The organism is Streptomyces sp. NBC_01803 (assembly GCF_035917415.1).
In the GTDB taxonomy this organism is placed as follows: Bacteria; Actinomycetota; Actinomycetes; order Streptomycetales; family Streptomycetaceae; genus Streptomyces.
In genome coordinates, this window is record NZ_CP109073.1 from 5,248,926 (window position 1) to 5,267,658 (window position 18,733).

Annotated in this window: 19 protein-coding genes and 1 pseudogene; 9 read left to right on the top strand and 11 right to left on the bottom strand. The window is 71.5% G+C overall.

What is annotated here, in order from left to right:
* Positions 1-2: 2 nt before the first annotated feature.
* The 6 genes from OIE51_RS23935 to OIE51_RS23960 form a co-directional block, all read right to left on the bottom strand.
* A complete protein-coding gene (locus OIE51_RS23935; RefSeq protein ID WP_326599859.1) occupies positions 3-995 on the bottom strand; it encodes an ABC transporter permease in 993 nt (330 codons plus the stop codon).
* 24 nt (positions 996-1,019) lie between these two features.
* Positions 1,020-1,997 carry an ABC transporter permease gene (locus OIE51_RS23940; RefSeq protein WP_326599860.1) on the bottom strand — a complete coding sequence of 326 codons (978 nt, stop codon included), beginning with the start codon at positions 1,995-1,997 and terminating at the stop codon, positions 1,020-1,022.
* A gap of 122 nt (positions 1,998-2,119) precedes the next feature.
* On the bottom strand, positions 2,120-3,784 hold the full coding sequence (locus OIE51_RS23945; RefSeq protein WP_326599861.1) for an ABC transporter substrate-binding protein: 1,665 nt from the start codon (positions 3,782-3,784) through the stop codon (positions 2,120-2,122).
* Between the two features lie 119 nt (positions 3,785-3,903).
* Entirely contained in the window at positions 3,904-4,890 is a 987-nt protein-coding gene (locus tag OIE51_RS23950) for a LacI family DNA-binding transcriptional regulator (protein ID WP_326600773.1), read from the bottom strand.
* A gap of 130 nt (positions 4,891-5,020) precedes the next feature.
* On the bottom strand, positions 5,021-5,401 hold the full coding sequence (locus OIE51_RS23955) for an RNA-binding S4 domain-containing protein (protein WP_326599862.1): 381 nt from the start codon (positions 5,399-5,401) through the stop codon (positions 5,021-5,023).
* A gap of 109 nt (positions 5,402-5,510) precedes the next feature.
* Positions 5,511-5,672 (bottom strand): hypothetical protein, encoded by a 162-nt coding sequence (locus OIE51_RS23960; protein ID WP_326599863.1) that lies wholly within the window; start codon positions 5,670-5,672, stop codon positions 5,511-5,513.
* 144 nt (positions 5,673-5,816) lie between these two features.
* Between OIE51_RS23960 and OIE51_RS23965 the strand changes: the two genes are divergently transcribed.
* Together OIE51_RS23965 and OIE51_RS23970 are read left to right on the top strand one after the other, a co-directional pair.
* Positions 5,817-7,043, top strand: a complete 1,227-nt coding sequence (locus OIE51_RS23965) for a helix-turn-helix domain-containing protein (RefSeq protein ID WP_326599864.1) — start codon at positions 5,817-5,819, stop codon at positions 7,041-7,043.
* Between the two features lie 95 nt (positions 7,044-7,138).
* Positions 7,139-7,702, top strand: coding sequence for a hypothetical protein (locus OIE51_RS23970; RefSeq protein WP_326599865.1), 564 nt, complete (start codon positions 7,139-7,141; stop codon positions 7,700-7,702).
* Positions 7,703-8,138: 436 nt separating this feature from the next.
* On the opposite strand, the gene OIE51_RS23975 is transcribed toward OIE51_RS23970, so the two are convergent.
* Positions 8,139-9,014: a helix-turn-helix transcriptional regulator gene (locus OIE51_RS23975; protein WP_326599866.1), complete on the bottom strand. Its 876-nt coding sequence runs from the start codon at positions 9,012-9,014 to the stop codon at positions 8,139-8,141.
* A 167-nt stretch (positions 9,015-9,181) separates the two neighbouring features.
* On the opposite strand from OIE51_RS23975, the gene OIE51_RS23980 reads away from it, so the two are divergent.
* The 3 genes and pseudogenes from OIE51_RS23980 to OIE51_RS23995 all read left to right on the top strand — a co-directional run bounded on the left by OIE51_RS23980 (position 9,182) and on the right by OIE51_RS23995 (position 10,697).
* Entirely contained in the window at positions 9,182-9,481 is a 300-nt protein-coding gene (locus OIE51_RS23980; protein ID WP_326599867.1) for a putative quinol monooxygenase, read from the top strand.
* A gap of 282 nt (positions 9,482-9,763) precedes the next feature.
* Positions 9,764-9,865: pseudogene (locus OIE51_RS23985) on the top strand (ATP-binding protein); the annotation flags it as partial.
* A 454-nt stretch (positions 9,866-10,319) separates the two neighbouring features.
* Complete coding sequence (locus OIE51_RS23995; RefSeq protein ID WP_326599869.1) at positions 10,320-10,697, top strand: hypothetical protein; 378 nt, start codon at positions 10,320-10,322, stop codon at positions 10,695-10,697.
* A gap of 217 nt (positions 10,698-10,914) precedes the next feature.
* Here OIE51_RS23995 and cutA read toward each other — a convergent pair whose 3' ends face one another.
* Together cutA and OIE51_RS24005 are read right to left on the bottom strand one after the other, a co-directional pair.
* Complete coding sequence (gene cutA, locus OIE51_RS24000) at positions 10,915-11,235, bottom strand: divalent-cation tolerance protein CutA (RefSeq protein WP_326599870.1); 321 nt, start codon at positions 11,233-11,235, stop codon at positions 10,915-10,917.
* Between the two features lie 244 nt (positions 11,236-11,479).
* Positions 11,480-12,910, bottom strand: a complete 1,431-nt coding sequence (locus OIE51_RS24005) for a dihydrolipoyl dehydrogenase family protein (RefSeq protein ID WP_326599871.1) — start codon at positions 12,908-12,910, stop codon at positions 11,480-11,482.
* A 450-nt stretch (positions 12,911-13,360) separates the two neighbouring features.
* On the opposite strand from OIE51_RS24005, the gene OIE51_RS24010 reads away from it, so the two are divergent.
* The 4 genes from OIE51_RS24010 (at position 13,361) to OIE51_RS24025 (ending at position 17,124) form a co-directional block, all read left to right on the top strand.
* Complete coding sequence (locus tag OIE51_RS24010; RefSeq protein WP_326599872.1) at positions 13,361-13,864, top strand: Lrp/AsnC family transcriptional regulator; 504 nt, start codon at positions 13,361-13,363, stop codon at positions 13,862-13,864.
* A gap of 84 nt (positions 13,865-13,948) precedes the next feature.
* On the top strand, positions 13,949-14,776 hold the full coding sequence (ddaH, locus tag OIE51_RS24015; RefSeq protein ID WP_326599874.1) for a dimethylargininase: 828 nt from the start codon (positions 13,949-13,951) through the stop codon (positions 14,774-14,776).
* Entirely contained in the window at positions 14,773-16,020 is a 1,248-nt protein-coding gene (gene rocD, locus OIE51_RS24020; protein ID WP_326599875.1) for an ornithine--oxo-acid transaminase, read from the top strand. Before ddaH ends, rocD begins: the two co-directional genes overlap by 4 nt.
* Positions 16,021-16,776: 756 nt before the next feature.
* The gene (locus tag OIE51_RS24025) at positions 16,777-17,124 is read left to right on the top strand and encodes a hypothetical protein (RefSeq protein ID WP_326599876.1); all 348 of its coding nucleotides are present in this window, start codon (positions 16,777-16,779) and stop codon (positions 17,122-17,124) included.
* Positions 17,125-17,158: 34 nt separating this feature from the next.
* Here the strand turns inward: OIE51_RS24025 and OIE51_RS24030 are convergent, their stop codons facing one another.
* Positions 17,159-17,539 carry a DUF2267 domain-containing protein gene (locus OIE51_RS24030; RefSeq protein WP_326599877.1) on the bottom strand — a complete coding sequence of 127 codons (381 nt, stop codon included), beginning with the start codon at positions 17,537-17,539 and terminating at the stop codon, positions 17,159-17,161.
* 127 nt (positions 17,540-17,666) lie between these two features.
* A complete protein-coding gene (locus tag OIE51_RS24035; RefSeq protein ID WP_326599878.1) occupies positions 17,667-18,716 on the bottom strand; it encodes a zinc-binding dehydrogenase in 1,050 nt (349 codons plus the stop codon).
* Between the last annotated feature and the right edge of the window lie 17 nt (positions 18,717-18,733).

Consider the following 18,733-nt stretch of genomic DNA (forward strand, 5'->3'; position numbering starts at 1 on the left):
GCTCAGCCCTCCTTGCCGCGACGGGAAAGGCCGCGACCCGTGGTCCGCAGGCGGGGGTTGGTGATCTCGTCGATCGCGTAGTTGACCATCGCCAGCGCGAACGCGACGAGCGCGATGCAGACGCCGGACGGCACGAACACCCACCAGGCACCCGTCATCAGGGCGCCGTCGTTGCCGGCCCAGTAAAGATTCGTGCCCCAGCTCACCACGCTGACATCGCCCAGCCCCAGGAACTCCAGTCCGGCCTGGGCGCCGATGCCGAAGATCACGCAGCCGAGGAACGTCGTCATCACGACCGACGCCATGTTCGGCAGGATCTCGCGGAACATGATCCACGGCGCCCGCTCCCCGGTGACCACCGCCGCCGCGACATAGTCCTTGCCCCGGATCGACAGCGCCTGCGAACGGATCACCCGCGCCGAGCCGGCCCAGCCCGTGATGATCAGCACCACGATGACCGTGCCGGTCCCCGGCGGCAGGAACGCGGCCAGGATCACCAGCAGAGGCAGCCCCGGCAGCAGCAGGAACACATTGGTGAGCAACGACAGGAAGCCGTCCACGAACCGGCCGAAGTACGCCCCCGACATGCCGACCACCACCCCCAGCAGCGTGGCGGCGGCCCCCACCGTGAAACCGACGAACAGCGAGCTGCGCGCACCCCACAGCGTCAGCCCCAGCACGTCCTGCCCCTTGGCCGTGGTGCCCAGCAGGTGGCCGGCCGACGGCGGCTCGGCCGCGCCGCCCGACCCGATCAGCGACGGGTCGCCGGGCGACAGCACCGGCGCCAGCAGCGCCAGCGCGACGAAGAGCAGCAGCAGCGCCGCGCCGGCCGTCGCCTTCCGACTGCGCCGCAGCCCGGCCAGCAGCCCGCGGCGCGGCGGCCGGGCCCCGGCCGCCCGGGGTATCGGAGGTGGCACCGGGCGGCCGGGGGGTCCGGTGATGACCCCGGCCGGGGTCGCGCCGGCCGCCGTGCGGCCGGGATCCGTGACAGACATCAGGAGCACTCCCAACTCTCCGCGTCAGCCCACGCGCACGCGCGGGTCGAGACGGACGTAGACGAGATCGACGACGAAGTTCGCGAACAGCACGGAGGCCGTGATGGTGAGGAAGATCCCTTGCATCAGCGGGTAGTCCAGGCCCTGCACGGCGGACAGGAGCTGATAGCCGACGCCCGGATAGGCGAAGACGACCTCCGTCAGCAGCGCGCCGCCGACGATGAAGCCCAGCGCCATCCCGAGGTTCGTCACCGACGGCAGCAGGGCGTTGCGGGCGGCGTAGCGGAACATGATCCGCATCGGCCGCAGCCCCTTGGCCTCGGCCATCGTGATGTAGTCCTCGGCCGTCGTGGCGATCATGGTGTTGCGCATGCCGAGCATCCAGCCGCCGACCGACACCACGACGATGGTCAGCGCGGGCAGCACCAGGTGCGAACCGGCGTTGGAGACGAACGCCCACGACCACTCCGGCGTGAACCCCACGTCGTAGGCGTGCCGCAGCGGGAACCAGCCCAGCGTCAGCCCGAACAGGTACAACGCGCCCATCGCCAGCCAGAAGTAGGGGAAGGATCCGACGAAGATCAGCAGCGGCGGCAGCACCGAGTCCACGAGGCCGCCCCGGCGCCAGGCGGCGACGATGCCCAGCAGATTGCCCAGCACCGCCGCCAGGACCAGCGCGGTGCCGCCCAGCAGCAGCGTCCAGCCGATCTGCGCGCCGATGACCTCGGAGACCGGCGTCGGGAAGCGCGAGATCGACACGCCCAACTGCCCGGTGCAGACGTCGTGGACGTACGAGAGGTACTGCCGCCACAGCGGCCGGTCGTCGAGCCCGAACAGTCGGCGCAGCTCCTCGACCTGCTCCGGCCGCATCTGGTCCTGCGACTGAGCGAACATGCGCGACACCGGATCGCCCGGCATGAAGCGCGGCAGCATGAAGTTCAACGTGATGGAGGCCCAGAAGGCGATCAGATAGAAGCCCAGATTGCGCAGGATGAAACGCACTGGTCCCTCTTTCGTTCGTACGCGAGAAGGGATGCGGGCTGGGCACGGCCGCCCCGCGGCATGGCTCTGGTGGCGTCGCCGGGTGGTGGGGCGGCCGTGCGCCGCGTTCGGTGCCGGGTTCCTCAGTCCGTGACGGGGCGGAGCGAGGTCAGGACCAGCACGGTGGTGGGGGAACGGTTGGACAGCGTGGCGTACGGATCGTCCTCGGTCGGCCAGCCCGTGAACCGGCTGTCGAGGTACTCGCCCCACTCCGGCCCCGGGAAGAGCGGCACGACCGGCGCCAGTTCGGCGAAGCGGGCCTGCAACTCGGTGGCCACCGCCCGCTGTTCCTCCTCGTCGAACGTCGCCGCGAACTCGTCCAGGAGCGCGTCCGCCTCCTCGTCCGCGAAGCGGTGATAATTGTCAAGCGTCCGCTCGCCGACCGGCTTCACCGTGCCGGAGGACATCGTTCCCCGGTAGAACTGGTACGGCGTCGGCGCGTTGTTGCTCCACACGATGCCCGTGTCGAAGCTGCCGTCCTCGTAGTCAGCCGTCACCTGGCCCCAGTCGCGGGCCTGCACCCGCGCGCTGACCCCGATCCGCTCCAGGTCCTGCGAGATGATGTCCGCCACCGACAGCCAGTCGGAGGACGCCGAGCCCACCGCGATGTCGAAGGCGAACGGCGAACCGTCCGGCAGCCGCCGCCGACCGTCACCGTCCCGCTCGTAACCGGCCTCGTCCAGAATGCGGTTGGCCTCGTCCACGTCCTGCCGCGTCCAGTCGCAGTCCGTCACCACGGCCTGGGCCCGCCAGGTGTCGTAATTCCCGGACAGGCCGGTGCAGTCGGCCGGGTCGGTGTAGCCGTTCATCCCGACCTCGGTGATCGTCTCCCGGTCGATGGCCATGCTCAGCGCCCGGCGGACGTCGACGTCGTCGAACGGCGCCTTGGCCGTGTTGAGCTGCCAGTTGATCATCGAGCCGGTCGACGGGAACCAGTAGTGCCGGTGCTCCGGATCGCGGCCGACGAAGCTGTCCTCGATCTCCGGGATGAACGACTGCGCCCAGTCCACCTCGCCGTTGATCGTCGCCAGGTTGGCGCCGTCGTTGCCCGCGAACGCCAGCAGCCGGATGCCCTCGATCCGCTGCTTGTCCGGCTGCCAGTAGTGCGGGTTCTTGCCGAGCTGGAACGACTGCGCCTGGAAGTCGACCACTTCGGTGTACGGGCCGGTGCCGACGGGCGTGCCGTTGGTGTCGTTCGCCGGGTCCTCGATCCCCTCCCAGATGTGCCGGGGAATGATGATCTGCTGCCCCAGCTCGTAAAGGCCGGGCGAGAACGGCTCGTTGAACTCGAACCGCACGGCGCCGGCCCCCTCGGCCGTCACCGACTCCACATACGGGTAGCCGCCCAGCAGCTCTTGGTGCAGCTCGAACGTGTACGTCACGTCCTCGGCGGTGAACGGCTCGCCGTCCGACCACTTCACCCCCTCGCGGAGGGTGTAGGTCACGCTGCGCCCGTCCTCGGCCGCCTCCCAGGAGGTGGCCAGCCACGGAGTGGTCGAGCCGTCGGCCGGGTTGTAGACGAGCATCGACTCGTACACAGCCTGCTGCGTCATCGGGGCCACGTTCGGCGAGAACGGATTGAAGTTCCGCGAGAACGTGCCCATGTCCTCGCGCGGAATGGTCAGGACCTGATCGCCGGACGCGCCACCCGAGGCGGATCCGGAGCATCCGGCCAGCAGCAGCGCACCCGCTGCCAGTACCGCGGCGGCGGCACGACGGCGCCATGGGGCGCGTCTGGACGATGGCATACTGGTCTCACTCTCCTGTCTTCACACATGTCGAGTCGAAGATGTGGTTGAGAGCCCCGAGGGGCGTTGCCCTTCGGGGAGTTGCCCCTACGGGCCTTTCTCGCCGGACTGATTCGCGGTCAGACCGACGAGCGTTCGAGCAGTGGGCAGTCGACCGTCACCTGGCTGGTGACGAGCGGCTGTCCCGCTGCGAGAGCGGCGAGCATGTCGACGCCCATGGCCCCCATCACCTCGAAGGGGAGCGCCACAGTCGTCAGCGCGGGCCGCAGATAGGCGGCGATGAGCTCCTGGTTGTCGAAGCCCACGACCGCGACATCACCGGGGATCTTCAGGCCACGTTCCTTGATGGCGTCATAGGCGCCCATGGCCATGCGGTCGTTGCCGCAGAACAGGGCGGTGGGGCGGTTGGGGAGGTCGAGCAGCGCGCCCGCCGCCTCGTAGCCGCCGTCGGCGGTGGCGTAGCCGGGCACCACGAGATCCGGGTCGGGCGTGATGCCCGCCTCCCGCAGCGCCCGTTCGTACCCCTCGCGCCGACCCACCGAGGCCGGGATCGCGGGGTCCAGGGTCACGAACCCGATCCGCTCGTGACCCGCCCGGACCAGCCGCCCGGTGGCGCGATGGCCGCCGGTCACCTCGTCCGGCACGACGGACGGCAACTCGCCGTCCGCGTCGAAGCAGTTCACCAGCACGGTCGGCACCTCGCGGGCGGCGGCCGGCAGCCGCACGGCCCGGTGCCAGGTGGTGGCGTAGAGCAGCCCCTCGACGCGCTGCTCCAGCAGCTTGTCGATCGCGCCGTGCGCCATCTCGGCGCCGTCCTCGGCGGAGGCGATGAGGAGGAACCTGCGGTCGGCCCAGGCCCGGTCCTGGGCCCCCTTGATGACGTCGACGGCGAACGGCGCGGTCACGATTTCGGTGATCAGCCCGTACCAGTCGCTGCGCTTGGCGGCGAGCGCCCGCGCCCCGGCGTCGGGCCGGTACCCCAGCGCCTCGACGGCGTCGAGGATGCGCCGCCTGACCTCGGCGGAGATGCTGGCGTCCGCCCGGTCGTTGAGGACGAACGACACGGCGGTCCGCGAGACACCGGCGTGCAGCGCGACATCCTTCATCGTCACCCTGCGCGGCCTGCTCGCGTTCACCCTCGACCTACCTCCCGCGCGGTCTAGTAACGCGCGTTAGTGCTTGCGTTTCGCGTAAGTTACGCGCGTTAGTGGAATGGTGTCAAGGGATGTCACACGGCTACTCGACGCGCCCGCGCAGGCGCTCGATCTCCCGCCGATCACGCTTGGTGGGCCGCCCGGCGCCACGGTCCCGGACGGGCAGCGCGGCGGCGACCTCGCGCGGCGGGGGCGGCGGGCTGTTGTCGGTGTAGGCCGCGACGGCCACGGCGGCACCGACGCGCTTGCGCAGCGGCTGCTTCACGACGACGATCCGCTCCCGCCCCTCGTACCGCAGCCGCACCTCGTCCCCGGGCCGCACGAGATACGCGGGCTTCACCCGTTCCGCGTTGACCCGGACATGCCCAGCACGACAGGCGGCGGCGGCGAGCGAACGTGTCTTGGTCAGCCGCACGGCCCAGATCCACGCGTCGACCCGCACACTGCCCTCGTCAGAAGCCATGCCCCGACTCTAGAGCGTGCCCACCCACCCACCCACCCGCGCCGTGGCCGCCGACGCGATCACGGGCCGCGTCGGCGCCCGGACGCCGGCGCGTCCGGTGATCGGTGCGTCAGGCCGCCGGAGTCGCCCCGCCGCCCGGTGCCCGGTGCCCGGTGCCCGGTGCCCGGCTGGTCAGGCCCTGATCCATGAGCCGGAAGTATTCCTCCCGCTCACGGACCAGGACTTCGCGCCCCTGAGCCTTGCTCCGGTTCTCCCGGATCTTGAAGTCCATCGCACCCTTGGAAATGGGGTGTTGCAACGACCACGAGAACCTGGGCTGACGGGCGGGGGCCCTTTCTCGTTGGTCAGACGCGCATAAGAAATCCCCGTCCTATGCTGGCGAGTGACGAGCAAGCTGCAAAGGACGGGGTTTGTCATGCCCGACTCTACCGTGCCCGGAGATCGTTTGCGCGAGATGCGCCTCATCCGTGGCCTTACTCAGGAACAACTCGCGGAACGCGCCGGGCTCAGCCTTCCCACAGTCAAGAAGCTCGAACGTGGCGGCTCGGCAAGGATCGAGACCTACCACGCGCTCGCCCGCGCCCTGCGGGTCACGACCTCAACGCTTTTCGAGACAGGCGGTCCCCGTCGGCGCACGCACGCCGACGACGACCGATTCGACCTCATGGCCCTCCGGCAGGCCGTCGCGCCGCCTGTGACTCCCTCCGGACGGCTGCGTCTTGCTGCCACGGTTGAACCCGAACCTGATCTCCAGCAGATGAAGCACACCGCGACCGCGCTGGACGAGGCGTACCACCGGGACGACTACCTCACCGTGGCCGAGCTACTCCCTGCCCTCATCCAGTCCACACATGTCGCCGTTGATCACTTTGACAGCGGTAGCCAGCGCATCGAAGCACTGAAGCTACGCGCCGACGCCCTCCAGATGGCTGGCCGCTACCTCACCCAGCTCCGGGCCTACGACCTGGCGCATCTGGCTCTCCGAGAGTCGATGCGAGACGCGGCGGCAGCAGGCGACGCCTTGAGAGGCGGCGCGGCTGTGTACCTGGAGGGGTGGACGCTGATCCGCGAGGCGCGCCTGGACGAGGCCGAGCAGGTTGCAGCTGCTACGGCCGACGACATCGAGCCGAGGCTCTCGCGTGCGTCCCGGGACGAGTTGGGGGTGTGGGGACGGCTGTTGTTGAAGGCAAGCGCGGCGGCGGCCCGGAACAACAAGCCGTCCGAGGCCAAGGACTTCGTGCAGATGGCGCGCGCGGCTGGTGCGGCGCTGGGCAACGGGTCCGGCGGTGCGGGGTACAAGTCCGGCCGCTTCAACAACCTGTCTGCTGCTTATCAGGCGGTCGAGAACTATATGGTCGCTGAACGGCCGGACCGGGTACTTGGGTTGTCGGAGCGGATCTCGGCGGCCGGGGCCTCCACGTCGAATACGAAGCACCGGCATCTCTTGGATGTGGCGCGGGCGCATGTGTTGCTGCGGCACGACGACGAGGCCGAGGGCATTCTGGCGGCGCTCTACGAGGAGTCGCCGGACTGGCTGAGCCACCAGCGGATGGCCGCCGACGTCTTCAGCGATGTGCTGCGGAAGAGGCGACGGTTGACACAGCGACAGAGAAAGCTGGCTGAGTTCTTCTCGGTGGCGTAAGGGATACGTTCCGTATTCCTACGCTCGGGAACGAGCAGCGCAAGGGATACGCTGCGCCGATGTAGCCATGCCGTCACCCGAAGTAACTTCACGGCATGGACGCGAAACGGTCGACCGCACGAGCAGTGTCCCCGCCGTTCCCGGCGTGGATTCCCTCCGGCCATCTCGCCCAGCCGCGCCCGTGCGGCCTGGCCTGGGACGCCGTCATCACCACCTACATCGACGGTATCCGGGCACTGGGGCACCTCGGTCTCGCCTCCCGGGCCTGCATGCAGGACCCGGAGGCGGATCTCGTCGCCTGGCTCGTGAAGCCCGGATCGGCCGAAGGGTGGGACCTGCCCGGGGTCCGCGTCCTCGGCCGCGGCGAGCACATCGACGTGCCGCCGGCCGAGCCGCTGGACACCGCGACTCTCCAGTGGGCCATCGAACCAGACCCCGAGGACTACTGGACCTGCCCCCGGCAGCTCCACCGGGCCGTCGCCACCGTGGCCGGGGTGAAGCCGGACCCGCGCGTCCTGTCGACGTTCACGTCGCTGGAGTGTCTGACGGGTGAGTGCGAGCGGTGCACCAAGGGTGAGGTGGCCGCGACGCCGCCCGACACGGGCGTCGTGGAGGAGCCCTGCGCCCACCTCTGTCACCGTTGGGGGGCGACGCGATGAGCGCCACCACGGCCCAGGCTCCGGATGTTGACGAGGTCTGGATACCGAAGCTCACCGACCTGAACGATTCCCAGCTCCGCGCGCTCGCGTGCGCGCTGTGCGACGCGGAGCTGGGCGTCCGACTGGACGAAGGTTCGCGTCCTCGGGGCGGTGAAGGACGAGCTGTCCGGACATGCCTTCGATCTTGCGGCCTGTGCCCCGCGCTGTATCCCCCCGCGGAGTGTCCCGGGCCGGCACGGGCCGGCAGGCGGCCCCCCGCGCGTCCAGCCGCTCGGCACCCGGCCGCTGGCCGGGTCCTGATCTCCTGCGCCCGCCCGGTGCGGCACTCCTCTTCAGCCCCTGGGGTGTCCTGCCCTCGGCCCGGACGGGCGCAGGCCAAGGGCGCGACAGGAGGTACCTGTCGCGCCTTCGCGGCGCGTTGATGGGGCAGCTCCGTTCAGAGAGTGCTTCCCGCCGGAAGATCAGCGGTGCCGGGAACGGATGGTGTGGTGAGGCTGGCCAGGAGCTGGAGGGTGATGGCGGCTTCAGATCCGGGTGGTGCGCTGTAGATCATCATGGTCATGTCGGGGTCGTCGGGGGCTCGCATGGCGACGTAGTCGAGGGCGAGCTCGCCGAGCTGGGGGTGGTTGAACCGCTTGCGGCCGCGGGTCTTGCCGCGCACGTTGTGGTCGGCCCACAGGCGGCGGAAGTCGGCGCTGCCCAGGGAGAGTTCACCGACCAGGGTGGCCAACCGAGGGTCGTCGGGGTGGCGGCCGGCATCCAGGCGGAGGTTGGAGACCGTGTCGCGGGCTTTGCTCTCCCAGTCGGGGTAGAGGTCCTTGGAGGCGTCGTCGAGGAAGACCAGGCGGGCCATGTTCCGCTCGGCTGCGGGCAGCGCGGGGAAGTCGGCGATCAGGGTCCGGGCCAGGCTGTTCCAGGCCAGGATGTCCAGACGTCGGCCGATGATGTAGGCGGGAATGGTGGCGAGGGCCTGCAGGGCCTGGCGCATCTCGGGCCCTACCTGCTGCGGGCGGCTGGGACGCCTGCGGGTACTGGCGGGTTTGGCGAGGTTGTGCAGGTGGGCACGCTCGTCGCCGTCGAGGCGGAGCGCGGCGGCGACGGCGTCCAGGATGTCTGGGGACGCGTTGCGGGCCCGGCCCTGTTCCAGGCGGGTGTAGTAGTCGACGCTCACCCCGGCCAGCAGGGCCAGTTCCTCGCGGCGCAGGCCGGGCACGCGCCGCTGGCCGCCGAAGTTGCCCACGCCGACGTCCTCGGGGCGCAGATGGGCGCGTCGGGTCTTGAGGAACTCGCTGAGCTGCTGGGCACGATCCATGCGCCCAGTGTCGGTGATGGCCGTACGGGTCTGCCTGGTCCTGACAGACCCAGGCAGGGCGGCCCTGGGTTGCGCGGAGCTCTGGGTGCTCTGGGACTGGGTGCGCAGGATGGACCTCGTTCGCCGGCGAACAACGTCACTCATCGCACCGGACCAGGAGTTATCCCATGTCGAACACCCTCACGATCATTGCCCGCTTCACCGCCAAGCCGGGCCAGGAGCAGCGGCTGCGCGACGCGCTGGACGCGATGATCGCGCCGTCCCTGGCCGAGGAGGGCTGCATCGGTTACCAGCCGTTCGCCGACCCGAACCGCGCCGACCGCATGGTCATCGTCGAGGAGTGGGTCAGCAGCGCGGCCCTGGACCACCACTTCTCGCTGCCGCACTTCAAGCACGTCGCCCAGGTCCTGGACGAGGTCCTCGCCGAGCCGTTCACCCTGCGCCGCCTGACCGACGTCCCTGCCTGAGACCCAGCACCAGCAGGCCGCGCCCAGCGGGGCCGTGCTCTCGCGCACGTCACGGGAGCACGGCCTCGTGGGTCGGCCCACCCTCCGGGGTCAGGAGTAGGGCAAGGACGAGCGACGGGACCGCGGAGGCCGTGCATCACAGTGAAGAGCGGCAAGGAGATCATGGACATCCTGGAGGCGTACGACCTCACCGGCAGCTATCGGGCGGCAGCCGAGCTGGCTGGCTGCGACCACCAGACGGTGGCCCGCTACGTGCAGCTGCGTGAGCGGGGTGAGCGTCCCGTCGACCGGCTCCTCCATCACGCCCATGTCGTGGTCACCCAGGGCGAATCGTTCCGCCTTGCCGAAGCCACCACCGGCAAGGGAGTGATGCCACTGAGGTGATCACGAACTCTCCCAAGCGGGGAAGTAACCGGCCGTCTGCGAGTGACCGTCAACTGGCCGCTGCGACAAGGCGTATCTGGCCGCCACCGGGGATGTTGAAGGGCCACTGACAGGCCAGGGCCTCCTGGGTGAGGGGAACACCCCCGCGTGCGCGGGGACGACGCCCGCACCCGCACCAGGACCTGCCCCGGTCCCGGGACGGGCCGTTCGACCTCCTCGACCCGCGGCACGTCGACATCGCCGTACTCGTGGACCCCCACAGCCCGCGGCATGGTTTCGGCCTCTCGTCGTCCCGTTGTGCGAACGCGAGGGTGAACGCCGTGTCGTTCGTTGGTGTTCCTGTGCGCAATGGGCGGGGGCGAGGCAGACGCGCCGTGCGGTGGTCTGAAAGAGTGTTCGACAGGAGGAGCCGGAGGAGGGCTAAGTGAAGACCTCACCAAGGATGTTGGGGCTCGTGACACTCACGCTTCTGGCCGCGGCCGGATGCGGCCTCGGCGACACCGTGCCACCGGACGGCGTGGACTCCCGCCCGGTGCTGTCCACCGACGGCCCGACCGCGCCGGAGCCCAGCTCGGACCTGACGGGGCCCTCGCCCGAGGAGAGCCTGACGGACGCCCTGGCCCCCGAGCCGACGGAACCCGCCGCGTCGGAACAGGCGCCGCCGGACCCGGAGTCGGTCGCCCCGGCCGAGGAGGAGGAACAGACGTCCCCCGGCCGGTCCCTGCCCGGCACGGGCCAGGGCCCTGAGGTGACGTGCGAGATGGGCGACGAGTTCTGGGACGGCTTCCTGAGCGAGGTGTGCGAGGGCGTCTTCAACGGCGGCGGTAACTGACGGCGGCGGCCACGGAAACGCTCCCTCCCGACCGTCCATCGAGTGCGCGGTCCTGTCGTGAGCCTGGCCCGGTCACCGGGTCCGTGCGGGATCCGATCGATCGCCGTCGCGGCGGGCTCAGTTGGCCACGCTCGCGGCCGATGCCTCTCTCGTCGGTCGGCCCGACGCGGGGTGACGGAGCGCGGCACCGTCACCCGTCCGGTTCTGGCTCGCTGTCTCAGGAGGAGGTCTCCTGTTCCAGCCATTGGAGGTACGCCGCGCTGCCCCCGGTGATCGCGGTGGCGATGATCTCCGGTGTCTCGTAGGCGTGGACGTTCCTGATGTGCGCTTCGAGCGCGTCGTACTTGGCGGCCGGCGTCTTGTAGAGGACCCGCCACTCCTGGTCGGTCTGCACCGAGCCCTCCCACCAGTAGACGCTGGTCACCGGGCCCTCGATCTGCGCGCACGCGGCGAGTCTGGCCTCCACCGCGGATTTGGCGAGCTGCTCGGCGCCTTCTCTGCTGTCCGTCGTCGTGAGCACGGTGATGTGCTCGGCCATCTGTCCGTCCTTTCTGTCCCGTCGGAAGTCGCTGCGAGGCTACCCGCGTTGGGGGCTTGGTCACGCTCGGTTGGCGGCGCCGGGATGCCGGCTTCCCTCTCGCCGCGCGCATCGACACGTTGGCGGCGGCGCACAACGCGGAGCCGCTGGGTTGAGGGGGCTTGGGGACCTGGGGACTTGGGACATGACGGGACCGAGCGAGCAGCGGGACCGGCCCGTCCGGTCCCGCTGCCCGCGTCGGCTCTCAGCCCCGGAGGGTCTCCAGCAGCCGCAGCCAGATCTCGCTCATCGTCGGGAACGACGGGACCGCGTGCCACAGGCGGTCGATCGGGACCTCGCCGGTGACCGCGATGGTCGCCGCGTGGAGCAGCTCGCCCGTGTGCGGGCCGACGAACGTCGCGCCGATGAGGTGGTTCCGGTCCAGGTCCACGATCACGCGCGCGCGACCCTTGTAGTCGTCGGCGTACAGCGCGGCGCCGGACACGTTGCCCAACTCGTAGTCCACCACGCGCGTGCGGCGGCCGGCCCGTTCCGCCTCCTCGGCGGTCAGGCCGACCGAGGCGGCCTCCGGCTCGGTGAACACCACTTGCGGAACGGCCGCGATGTCGGCCGTCGCCGCGTGCGGGCCCCACGGCGTCCCGTCCACCGGGGCGCCCTGCGCGCGGGCGGCGATGACCGCGCCCACGATGCGCGCCTGGTACTTGCCCTGGTGGGTCATCAGCGAACGGTGGTTGGCGTCACCCACCGCGTAGAGCCAGTCGCCCGCGACGCCCCGCACCCGCAGCGCGTCGTCCACCTCCAGCCACGAGCCGGGCTCCAACCCCACCGTCTCCAGGCCCAGATCGCCGGTACGCGGAGCCCGCCCGGTGGCGAACAGGATCTCGTCCGCGTCGAGCCGGTCCCCGTTGTCGAGCGAAATGGTCACCGGGCCCGAGGAGTCGGCCCGGCTCACCTCGGTGACGGACACCCCGGTGCGGATGTCGACACCGGCCGACGCCAGGCCCTCCGCCACCAACTCACCCGCGAACGGCTCCATCTTCGGCAACGGCCGGTCCCCCCGGATGAGGAGCGTGACCTCGGAGCCGAGCGCGCTCCAGGCGGCGGCCATCTCCGCGCCGACCACGCCGCCGCCCACCACGGCCAGCCGGCCCGGCACCTTCTTGGCGCTCGTGGCCTCCCTGCTGGTCCACGGCCGCGCCTGCGCGACGCCAGGCAGGTCGGGCACGACGGCGACGCTGCCCGTGCACACCGCCACCGCGTGCCGGGCGGTGAGGTGCCGCGTGCCGCCGCCGTCCGGGACCTCGACGGTGACGGTGCGCGGCCCGTCCAGGCGGCCGTGGCCCCGGAAGAGATCGGCGCCGGTCGACTCGATCCACGAAACCTGGCTGTCATCCCGCCAGTTGGAGGTGAAGCTGTCGCGCCGGGCCAGCACGGCCGCCGCGTCGAGCCGTCCGCCGACCGCCTCGCGGGAGCCGGCCACCGCGCGGGCGGCGGCGAGCGCGGCGGGCGGGCGCAGCAGCGCCTTGCTGGGGATGCAGGCCCAGTACGAACACTCGCCGCCCACGAGCTCGCTCTCGACGATGGCCGTGGTCAGGCCGGCGGCCCGGGTCCGGTCGGCGACGTTCTCGCCGACCGGGCCCGCGCCGATGACGATGACGTCGTAGGTGTCGCTCATCTGCGAACTCCTCAGTGCGTGCGGTGTGGTGCGGTGTGGTCTGGTGCGTGCGGTGCGGGGCAGCACGGGTGGTGCGTCCGTGGCGGGACGGGTGGCCGGTCCCACCGTATGCGGCGTGTGCCCGGTCCGCAGTCATGAGCCCAGAGGGCGGTCACATCTCCCGACCCGAGCGGGACGCGTCAGATGAGTCATTGGTGGTGGCCGAGGGGAGAGGACAGGGCAACCCCGGGACCGGCTACGGGAGGTCGGGAGCGGAGTGAGCGCGGGAGGCGATCATCATCATCGCCCGGCGGGGCCGGTTCGCCTTCTCCAGCCGCCCACCCGACCCGGGGGGCGGACGGCACGAACGGGCGCCCGCCTCTCACCCCGTACCGGTGTCGTTGACGACAATGACAGCGGCACCCGCCGCCTTCGCCACCGCAGAAATCACCAACCGAGGGGCCGCCGATCATGACCAGCCATCCCACGGTGCTCGACGATCTCGACCGGAAGATCGTCGCCGCGCTGATCGCGAACGCCCGAAGCAGCTTCGCCGAGATCGGCGCCGAGATCGGCCTGTCGGCCCCTGCCGTCAAGCGGCGCGTCGACCGGATGCGGGAGGCGCGGGTGATCACCGGGTTCACCACCATGGTCAGCCCCACCGCCCTCGGTTGGCGCACCGAGGCGTACGTCGAGGTGTACTGCGACAGCGCCGCCCCGCCCCGGCGGCTGGCCGAGGTCGTCCGCGACTATCCGGAGATCACCGCCGCCATGACCGTGACCGGCGGCGCCGACGCCCTGCTCCACATCCGGGCCAGCGACATCGAGCACTTCGAGGAGGTGCTCGAACGCATTCGCGCCGAGCCGTTCATCCGTAAGACGATCAGCTTCATCGTCCTCTCCCACCTCATCGCGGGCAGCCCGGAGGCCGGCGCCAGCCCGCCCACCCATCCGGACGAAACGATCAGCCGCTGACCGGCCCAACAACGCAACACCGCTGCGCGCATACGCAATCGTGGTTTCTTGTCGGGCGCCCCGCGCGTTCCTACCGTTGATCACATGGCCCCCTCACGCGCGCGGCGCCCCCGGCGCTACCTGACCTGCGAGCCCCGGCATTTCGACGTGCTGTACGCGATCAACCCCTGGATGCGCGAGGGCACCCCCGTCGACACCGAGCGGGCGCTGACCCAGTGGCGCACGCTCGTCGCCGCCTACCGCGACCACGGGCACACGGTGGAGACGGTGGAGCCGACCCCCGGCCTGCCCGACATGGTCTTCGCGGCGAACGCCGCGCTCGTGCTCGGCGGCCGGGTCCTCGGCTCGCGGTTCCACGCGCCACGGCGGCAGCCGGAGAGCGCGGCGTACGAGATCTGGTTCAAGGCGGCGGGCTTCGACGTCCACGAGCCGCAGGCGGTGTGCGAGGGCGAGGGCGACCTCGTGCCGGTCGGTCCGTACGTCCTGGCCGGCACCGGCTTCCGCACCGCGCCCGCCGCGCACCAGGAGGTCCAGGAGTTCTTCGGCGTGCCGACGATCGGCCTGCGCCTGACCGACCCGCGCTTCTACCACCTGGACACCGCGCTGTTCTCCCTGGAAGACGGCGAGCGCGGCGGCGGGAACGTCGCCTACTACCCCGGGGCGTTCTCCCCGGGCAGCCGCGCGGTCCTGGAGCGGCTCTTCCCGGACGCGGTGATCGCGACCGAGGACGACGCCCTGGCATTCGGCCTCAACGCGGTCTGCGACGGCCGCCACGTCTTCATCGACCCGGGCGCGCGGTCCCTGATCGGTCGGCTCGCGCACCGTGGTTACGTCCCCGTTCCCGTCGACCTCTCGGAGTTCCGCAAGGCCGGCGGGGGCATCAAGTGCTGCACCCAGGAGATCCGGCCATGACCACCGTGCCCACCGCCGCCCCCGCTTCCCCCTCCCCGGCCGCCCACCGTTCCTCGGCGGAGCTGATCCGCGCCGAGGAGTCGTCGCTCGCGCACAACTACCACCCGCTGCCCGTCGTCGTCTCGCGCGCCGAGGGGGTGTGGCTGGAGGACGTCGAGGGACACCGCTACCTCGACATGCTGGCCGGCTACTCGGCGCTCAACTTCGGCCACCGGCACCCCGCCCTCGTCGCGGCGGCGCACCGCCAGCTCGACCAGCTCACGCTGACTTCCCGGGCCTTCCACAACGACCGGCTGGCCGGCTTCGCCGAGGGCCTGGCCGAGCTGACCGGGCTGGACATGACGCTGCCGATGAACACCGGCGCGGAGGCCGTCGAGAGCGGCATCAAGGTGGCCCGCAAATGGGCCTACGAGGTCAAGGGCGTCGCGCCCGACCGGGCCACCATCGTGGTGGCCGCCGACAACTTCCACGGCCGGACCACCACCATCGTCGGCTTCTCCAGCGACCCGGTGGCACGCGACGGCTTCGGCCCGTTCACCCCCGGCTTCCGCGTCGTCCCCTACAACGACCTCGCCGCGCTCGAAGCCGCCGTCGACGCGACCACGGCGGCCGTGCTCATCGAGCCGATCCAGGGCGAGGCGGGCGTCGTCATCCCGGACGACGGCTACCTGGCCGGGGTGCGGGAGCTGACCCGGCGCACCGGCACGCTCTTCGTCGCCGACGAGATCCAGTCCGGTCTCGGGCGGACCGGCACCACGCTCGCCGTCGACCACGAGTCGGTCCTGCCGGACGTGCTGCTGCTCGGCAAGGCGCTCGGTGGCGGCATCGTTCCGGTGTCGGCGGTCGTCGCGCGCCGTGACGTCCTCGGTGTCCTGCGGCCCGGCGAGCACGGCTCGACGTTCGGCGGGAACCCGCTGGCCGCCGCCGTCGGCTCGGCCGTCGTGGATCTGCTGCGCACCGGCGAGTTCCAGCGGCGGGCCGCCGAGCTGGGCCGGCTGCTGGACGCGGGGCTCGCCGCCCTGGTCGGCAAGGGCGTCGTCGGCTACCGCTGCCGGGGGCTGTGGGCGGGCGTCGACGTGGACCCGTCCCTCGGTACGGGACGCGAGGTCAGCGAACGGCTGATGCGGGAGGGCGTGCTGGTCAAGGACACCCACGGCTCGACCATCCGGCTGGCGCCGCCGCTGACCATCACCCACGAAGAGCTGGAGTGGGCGTTGGCCGCGCTGGCGGGCGTCCTCGGCTGACCGGCGGCGCGACGGGTTCCTTGACCGGTCTGGCGCGACGGGTTCCTTGACCGGTCTGGCGCGACCGGTCCCTGGACCGGCCTTGGGCTGGCCCGCCTCGCCCCGCCCCGCCCCGCCGCGCTCCGTCCCGGCTTCGCGCGGGCGCGTCAGCGGCCGTCGGCCCCGCCGCCGTCGGCCGCTGCGGCCGCGTAGGCGCGCATCGTCGGCATGGACATGGCGCATTCGGCGGGGGAGAGCGGCTCGAAGGCGCGGCGCCAGGAGTCCGCGCCCGTTGGCGAGCCAGGTATCGATCGCCGCCCGGGTGAGCGGGTCCCGCGTGATGGACACGAGGGTGCGCCTGCGGCCCGAGGGATCGGGATGCCGTTCGGCCACGCCCTGCCGGCTGAGGTCGCTCACCATCAGGCTCACGGTGGTGGGGGCGACCTCCCGCCGGGCGGCGAGGTCGCCGACCGGCATCGGACCGTCGAACGACAGGGAGGACAGCAGCGACAGGTGCCGGGGCGCCAGGTGGAAGGAACGCGGTGGCTCGGGGATGGCGATGCGTCGCTTGAGCCGGGCGGCCACGCGCGGCATCAGCAGCGGCATCGCCCGGATCGCGTCGTCCGGGGTGAGCGCGTCCGCCGGTGGTTCGCACACCCACGCGAGGCTGCGCCGGAGGCGGGGGAGTGTCACTCGTTCAGGGGACGCTGCGCGCGTGGAATGTCACGTAGAGTAGCGGCGGAAGGGTGTTTCATCGGTTTCGCCGGGAGGGGCAGGATGCTATTCCGACACGTCATGGGGGTCGCCCTCGCGGCCTCACTCATCGCGATCGCCGGGCCGGCCGCCATGGCGCGGGCCGGCACCGGGACGTTCACGTACCACACGGTAGGGGGGAACGAGGGCGCCCTCGACGGCGTCGAGCCCTACCGCTGCTATGAGTTGGGGGATTCCGACGAGCCGGTGATGAGCGGCTTCAACGGCACGGTGTTCACCGCCGCGCTGTACGGCGACACCCGCTGCGACACCGAGATCGGCCGCGTCGAGCGGAACACGGGGTTTGACACGGACCCGGTGAGCAGCGTGCAGTTCTATCCGCCCTGCGCCTCCCAGGAGCCCGCGCGATGAGATCCCGGGAAGCGCCCCGCCGGAGAGCGGAGCGTCAGGCGGCGCGCGCCAGCTCCGCCCGGCCGAACAGCAGGGCGTAGCCCGGCGGAAGCGCGCCGATCACCCGGTTCACCAGCTCGGTGTCGGCGGTCTCCGCGACCACGCACAGCACCGAGCTGACGTCCCATCGGGCGGTGGCCTCGGTGGCGCCGTCCATCCGCGCGGCCACGTCGCGGACGAACGCGGCGGCGGTCAGCGGGCGTTCGGCCGGTGCACCGCCGACCAGCCGTGCCGCTGCCTCGGTGGGCAGCGAGCGGGCCAGATCGGCCCGCTCGTCGCCCGTCAGATGGCAGCCCAGTTCGGACAGGACGGTGCGGGTGACCCGCTCGGCCTCCGATCCGGACTCGTACTGCCCGTACTGCCTTACCTGGTTCACGAGTTCATTCCAGCCCATGTCGGCCAGCTACCCCCGTTCGGGAGTTCTATGGAAAATGCGGTCCGCGCCACATTCCGCCCGCCGCACGGCCGATCCGGGTCGGCTCGGCCTGGCCCGGCCCGGCCGGTCAGGGGACCAGGATCAGGCGGACCGGGTCGCCGGTCTTGTGCTCCAGGCGGGACACCGCCTCGGCCGCGTCGGCCAGCGGGAGGTGGCCGCTCACCGAGGGACCCAGGTCGAGCCGCCCGGTCGACGCGAGGCGGACGAGCTGCTCGACGTGCTGCGGGTCCGATCCGTAGTGGCCGCGCACCTGGTTGCCCCGGTAGCTGAACAGGGTGCCGTTGGCGATGGACAGCGCCTGCGGCGTGAGCCCCACCAGGACCAGCACACCCCCGGTGGCCAGGGCGCGGGCGGCCTGCTCGCGCACGGCCGGGACGCCGGCGAAGTCGAACGCGACATCCAGGCCCGCGCCTTGGGTGGCCCGGCGCAGCTCGTCGGCGAAGTCCGGCGCCGTCGGGTCGAGGGCCAGGTCGGCGCCGAACGCGAGGGCGCGTTCGCGGGCGCCGGGCAGCGGGTCGACGGCGATCACGGGCGCGGCCCCGGCCAGTCGGGCCGTGCGCACCCCGTGCGCGCCGAGGCCGCCCGCGCCCCAGACGCCGACGGACTGCGCGGGTCGGACCCCGCCGGTCGCCACCACGGCGGCGTAGGGCGTCGAGACGGCGTCGGGGATGATCGCCGCCTGGTCGAACGGCAGGGCGTCGGGGATGCGCAGCAGCGTGTCCTCGCGGGCCAGCGCGTATTGGGCCCAGCCGCCGTCGTAGTCCACGCCCCGGGTCAGGGTGCGCGGACAGGGGGCGCGCCGGCGGCGGCAGTTGACGCACTCGCCGCAGCTCTGCCCCGCGACGAGGACCACCCGCGTGCCCGGGTTCCATTCCTCGGCGACCCCGGGGCCCGGTGTGTGGACGACGCCCGCGACCTCGTGCCCGAGGGTGACGGCGTCACCCGGGTTGAACATCGGGCGCAGTGTGCCATCGATGAGGTGGACGTCGGACAGGCATACCCCCGCGGCCTTGACCTCGATCAGCACGTCCCCGGGCCCGGGGACGGGCACCGGCACCTCCTCCACGGCGAATCGCCTGGTCATCAGGTGCAGGCGGCCGGCGAGCATGGTGTCCACGAGCGGGTCCCTCCTGA